Annotated in this window: 3 protein-coding genes; 2 read left to right on the top strand and 1 reads right to left on the bottom strand. The window is 63.5% G+C overall.

Annotated features, from left to right (window positions below; genetic code table 11):
• Positions 1-143 precede the first annotated feature (143 nt).
• The gene (locus tag GOB82_RS12845) at positions 144-1,688 is read left to right on the top strand and encodes a DUF6504 family protein (protein WP_265794610.1); all 1,545 of its coding nucleotides are present in this window, start codon (positions 144-146) and stop codon (positions 1,686-1,688) included.
• On the top strand, positions 1,685-4,855 hold the full coding sequence (locus GOB82_RS12840) for an error-prone DNA polymerase (protein WP_194300493.1): 3,171 nt from the start codon (positions 1,685-1,687) through the stop codon (positions 4,853-4,855). Before GOB82_RS12845 ends, GOB82_RS12840 begins: the two co-directional genes overlap by 4 nt.
• A gap of 280 nt (positions 4,856-5,135) precedes the next feature.
• Here the strand turns inward: GOB82_RS12840 and GOB82_RS12835 are convergent, their stop codons facing one another.
• Positions 5,136-5,447: a recombinase family protein gene (locus GOB82_RS12835; RefSeq protein WP_166123693.1), complete on the bottom strand. Its 312-nt coding sequence runs from the start codon at positions 5,445-5,447 to the stop codon at positions 5,136-5,138.
• Positions 5,448-5,575 lie beyond the last annotated feature (128 nt).

Genomic DNA, 5,575 nt, shown 5'->3' with positions numbered 1-5,575 from the left:
TTCTACAATCCACGTCGACGCCATTCATATCTGGGTGGCATCAGCCCTCTCGCTTTCGAAGCAAGAGTGGCATAATCACTTCTGACCGGCACAAAACCGTTACAAGTCCAGGGAATGCGCGGATTTCGAGGTGGAGGGATGCGATGCCAATGGGAGGATCGAATCGTGTGGTGTCGCTATATCTGCCTCTCTGGCCGACGGAGCGCATCAGGAAGAAGCTCGGCAGCGCCGCGCCTGATGGGCCGCTCGCCCTGGCCGGCCGGGAAGGCAGTCGTCGCGTCGTCATGTCCGCCGACCTCGCCGCCCGCCAGATCGGAGTGACCCCCGGCATTCCGGTTGCCAAGGCCCAGGCGCTCTATCCCGATCTGACCATCATAGATGCCGATCCGGACGGCGACCGTGCCGGGCTGGAGGCCCTGGCGCTGTGGTTCCAGCGGCGGATCGCGCCGATCGTGGCGGTAGACGCATCGGGCGGACTACCTGATGGCATCGTAATGGACACGACCGGCACGGATCATCTGCATGGTGGCGAGCCGGCGATGCTGGAGGCTGTTGTCCGTCGCCTGGCTGAATCTGGCTTTACCGCCAAGGTCACGATCGCCGGAACCTGGGGTGCCGCTCATGCCCTGGCCAGATACGGGCGTGGCCGGATGGTCATCGTGCCGGATGGCGGCATCCCTGATGCGCTGTCCAATCTGCCGATCGAGGCGTTGCGTCTTCCGGCCACCGTCATAGAAGGGTTGCGGACGCTCGGAATCTCCAGGATCGGCAAGCTGGCCACCATGCCGCGCGCACCGCTGACCTTGCGGTTCGGGCCGGAACTGGCGCGCCGGCTGGACCAGGCATTTGGGCGCGTCGCCGAACCGATCATGGCCGTGCGTCCGGTCGATCCGGTCTCCGTCGCGCGCAACTTCGCCGAGCCCATCGGCGCTGCCGAGACCATCGCCCGTTACATCGGTAAGCTGGTTCCCGCCTTGTGCGAAGAGCTGGATGCAAGGGGCGACGGCATCCGCTTGCTCGACCTGCTGTTGCATCGCGTGGACAGCCAGACCCAGACGATCCGGATCGCCACGGCCCGGCCGGTGCGGGATGCCAAGCATCTCAGCCGGCTGCTGTGCGAGAAGATCGAGACGATCGATCCGGGCTTCGGCATCGAGCGTATGGAACTGGTGGCAGTCCTGGCCGAGCCGATGGAAGTCAGGCAGCGCGTTTCCTCGCTGATCGAAGAGGAAGAAGCCGACATCTCCGGCCTAATCGACACGCTGGCCAATCGCGTCGGAGGGGAATCGCTCTACCGGTTCGCCCCGGTGGAGAGCGATATTCCGGAACGGTCGGTCTGCCGGGTGCCGGCACTGGCTCCGGATGACGGCGCCACCTGGCCGGCGGGATGGCCGCGCCCGACCCGGCTGCTCTCCCGGCCGGAACCTGTCCAGGCGATGGCCGAACTGCCGGACCGGCCGCCGATCTTCTTTATCTGGCGTGGCATCCGGCGCCGGGTGAAGTGCGCCGATGGACCCGAGCGCGTGTTCGGGGAATGGTGGAAAGGCGATACGGAACTGACCATCGCGCGGGATTATTTCCGGATCGAGGACACGTCCGGCGAACGGTTCTGGCTGTTTCGCGAAGGGGACGGCGAGCATGGAGAAACCGGGTCGCAACGCTGGTTCATGCACGGGCTGTTCGCATGACCCGCTATGCCGAACTCCAGGTCACCAGTTATTTCTCATTCCTGCGAGGCGTGTCGTCGCCTGCCGAACTGTTTGCCCATGCCAAGCGTCTCGGACTTTCCGCCATCGGGATCACCGACCGCAACACGCTGGCCGGTATCGTCCAGGCCCATATCGCCGCGAAGGAAACCGGCATGCGGCTGGTGGTCGGCTGCCGGCTTGACCTCGCCGACTTTCCGCCGGTCCTGGTCTATCCGATGGATCGCGCCGCCTATGGCCGGCTTTGTCGGCTGCTGTCGATCGGCAAAGCGCGCGCCGGGAAAGGGAAATGCCTGCTGCATTGGGCCGATCTGGTCGAGTGGGGCGAGGGCATGCTCGCCGTGCTGGTGCCGGATGTCGCCGATGATGACTGCGCCCTGCATCTGAGGAAACTGCGCGATGCGTTCGGGGACTGTGCCTATATGGCCCTGACCCTGCGCCGCCGGCCGAATGACCAGATGCGGCTTTATGAACTGGCGAACATGGCCCACGCGCGACGGGTGAAGACCGTCGTCACCAATGACGCGCTGTTCGATATCCATGACCGCCGCATCCTTCAGGATGTCGTCACCTGCGTCCGGCATAATACGACCATCGACCGGGCCGGCTTCGTCCGCGAGCGCCATGCCGATCGCTATCTCAAGCCGCCCCAGGAAATCGCGCGCCTGTTCTCACGATATCCCGAAGCGATCGACCGGAGCATGGAGATCGTCGATCGCTGCCAGTTCAGCCTGGACGATCTGGCCTATCAATATCCGGATGAAATCACGGTTCAGGGCCGGACGCCGCAGGAGGAACTGGAGGGCCTGACCTGGGAGAGCGCCCGACGTTTCTATGCGGACGGCATCCCCGAGGACGTGGCCGGAATCCTGCGCCATGAACTGGCACTGATCGGGCGGATGTCCTACGCGCCGTATTTCCTGACGGTGAACAGTATCGTCCGGGAGGCAAAGCGGCGGGGCATCCTGTGCCAGGGGCGCGGATCGGCGGCCAATAGTGCCGTGTGCTTCGTGCTGGGAATCACGGCCATCGACCCGTCGCGGACGACGCTTCTGTTCGAGCGGTTCATCTCGGAAGAGCGCGGCGAGCCGCCGGATATCGACGTGGATTTCGAGCATGCCTGTCGCGAAGAGATCATCCAGTGGATCTATGACCATTACGGACGCACCCGCGCGGCCTTGACCGCCGTGGTTACCAGATACCGGGCCAAGGGCGCGCTCCGTGATGTCGGCAAGGTCATGGGCTTGCCGGAAGACCTGATCAGCCTGCTGTCGAAGCAGATATGGGGCTGGTCGCGCGAGGTCGATGCGGAGAAATTCGCCGAGACCGGAATCGACCTGACCGACCGGCGCATCCGCCTGACGCTTGACCTGGCGCGCGCCCTGATCGGCGTGCCGCGTCATCTTTCCCAGCATCCGGGCGGTTTCGTGCTGACACGCGACCGGCTGGACGAACTGGTGCCGATCGAACCGGCAGCGATGGATAACCGTCAGACCATCGAATGGGACAAGGACGACATCGACGCGCTGAAATTCATGAAGGTCGATGTCCTGGCGTTAGGCATGCTGACCTGCATGAAAAAAGGGCTGGACCTGCTGGCCGAACATAAGGGGCAGCATTTCGCGCTCGCCACCATCCCGGCCGAAGACCCGCGCACCTATGCGATGATCCGCAAGGCGGACACGATCGGCGTGTTCCAGATCGAATCCCGCGCCCAGATGTCCATGCTGCCGCGCCTGAAGCCGCGAACCTATTATGATTTGGTGATCGAGGTCGCGATCGTCCGGCCCGGTCCGATCCAGGGCGACATGGTGCATCCGTATCTGCGCCGGCGGGAGGGACTGGAGCATCCGGATTACCCGACCCCGGAACTGGAAGAGGTGTTGAAGCGGACCCTCGGTGTGCCGCTGTTTCAGGAACAGGTGATGCAGGTGGCCATGGTGTGCGCCGGGTTCACGGCGGCTGAGGCGGATGGGCTGCGCCGGGCCATGGCGACCTTCAAGAACACCGGCACCATCTCGCGCTTCCAGACACGGCTACTCGAAGGCATGAGGGAGCGCGGTTATCCCGAGGAATTCGCCGAGCGCATCTACCAGCAGCTTGAAGGGTTCGGCTCCTACGGTTTCCCGGAAAGCCATGCGGCGTCGTTCGCGATCCTGGCCTATTCGTCGTCGTGGATGAAATGCCGCCATCCGGACGTATTCCTGGCCGCATTGCTGAACAGCCAGCCAATGGGGTTCTACGCGCCGGCCCAGCTTGTCCGCGATGCCCAGGCTCACGGGGTGGAGATTCGGCCTGTGTGCGTGAACGGGTCACGCTGGGATGCCACCATGGAAGGGCCGGAGCGGTCGAACGGACTGTTCGCAGTGCGGCTCGGGATGAACCTGGTGAAGGGACTGGCCAACGAGGATGCTGCCCGGATTGTAGCAGCGCGCGGGAATCGACCCTTTACGTCGATCGACGATCTGTGGCGACGATCCGGCGTGAAGGCCGCTGCCCTGAACCATCTGGCCGAGGCGGATGCGTTCCGTCCGGCGTTCGGACTGGCACGACGCGAGGCTCTGTGGGCCATCAAGGCATTGCGGGATGAGCCGTTGCCCTTGTTCGCGGCTGCGGAGATCGTCCGTGAGGCAGAGGAACCAGATGTTTTGCTTCAGCCCATGCGGGCCGGTGCCGAGGTTGCACGGGACTATAACCGTGTCGGTCTTACCCTGCGGGACCATCCGATTGCCTTCCTGCGGGACGATCTGCGACGGGATGGCAGCCTGTCCTGTCGGGATGCGATCGGTGCCAAAGACGGCAAGCGGCTGACGGCGGCCGGCATCGTGCTGGTTCGTCAGCGGCCGGGATCATCCAAGGGCGTGGTCTTCATGACGCTGGAGGACGAGACGGCGACGCTGAACGTCATCGTCTGGGCGGATGTGTTTGAGAAGTTCCGGCCGGTCGTCCTGTCGGCCAGCATGGTCGCGGTGAAGGGGTGGCTCCAGAAGGAAGGGGAAGTGATCCATCTGATCGCCCTGGAGATTACGGACCTGTCCGGGCTACTAGCGGATGTGGGGAATCGGGCAGGAGGCGACGATCAGGCGAGGATGGGGGCGGACGAGATTGACGGTGACCTGATTGCTGTGAAGTCACGGAATTTCCACTGAAGCTGGGTGGTCCCGCATTCCTCCGGAGGGGGGGCTGGGCCTCTCTGGGGGATGTCCGGGTCCGCCGGGGTCGCGTTTTCGAGGCGCTGACGTGACCGCAGACCCGGCGGCAGCCGGGCATCCGTCGTCTCGCGCAGCAGACCCCCATCAGAGATCGCGTAAACGCCCCAACCTCATGAAACCGCGACGCGGCAGGCTCTATGGCGATCGATGCCGACTCAAAAACGGTGGTTTACGGGTTCCAGTCAAGCACTCATCCTGTTTTCGCAACAGTAAGTGTTCAAAAAGCGGCTTTTTGGTGAGCATTTGGGGCCGTGAGGCGCTGGATTGTGGATACCGAGACGCCCAGGACATCGGCGATCTGGCCATTGGTGCTGCCAGTTGCCGCCATCTCCAGGGCATGGTCTTTCTGTCTGCCTGACAGCTTCGGCCGCCTGCCCAGTTTCCGCCCTGCTGCCCGCGCAGCCTCCAGGCCGGCGATGGTCCGCTCCTTGATGATCTCCCGTTCGAATTCCGCAAAGGCCGCCAGGATGGTCAGGAAGAGCCGCCCGTTCGGGGTATTCGTTTCGACTCCGATATTCAGAATCCTCAAGTTGATCGCGCGGTCATTCTGGACTTGTAACGGTTTTGTGCCGGTCAGAAGTGATTATGCCACTCTTGCTTCGAAAGCGAGAGGGCTGATGCCACCCAGATATGAATGGCGTCGACGTGGATTGTAGA

The organism is Acetobacter farinalis (genome assembly GCF_011516935.1).
Taxonomy (GTDB): Bacteria; Pseudomonadota; Alphaproteobacteria; order Acetobacterales; family Acetobacteraceae; genus Acetobacter; species Acetobacter farinalis.
Note: the sequence above shows the minus strand (reverse complement) of the source record. Positions and strands in the feature narration are given on the sequence as shown.

What these genes read in the sequence shown, in the direction of transcription:
- GOB82_RS12845 (WP_265794610.1), top strand. Translation starts at nt 144, where the DNA reads ATGCCAATGGGAGGATCGAATCGTGTGGTGTCGCTATATCTGCCTCTC.
- GOB82_RS12840 (WP_194300493.1), top strand. Translation starts at nt 1,685, where the DNA reads ATGACCCGCTATGCCGAACTCCAGGTCACCAGTTATTTCTCATTCCTG.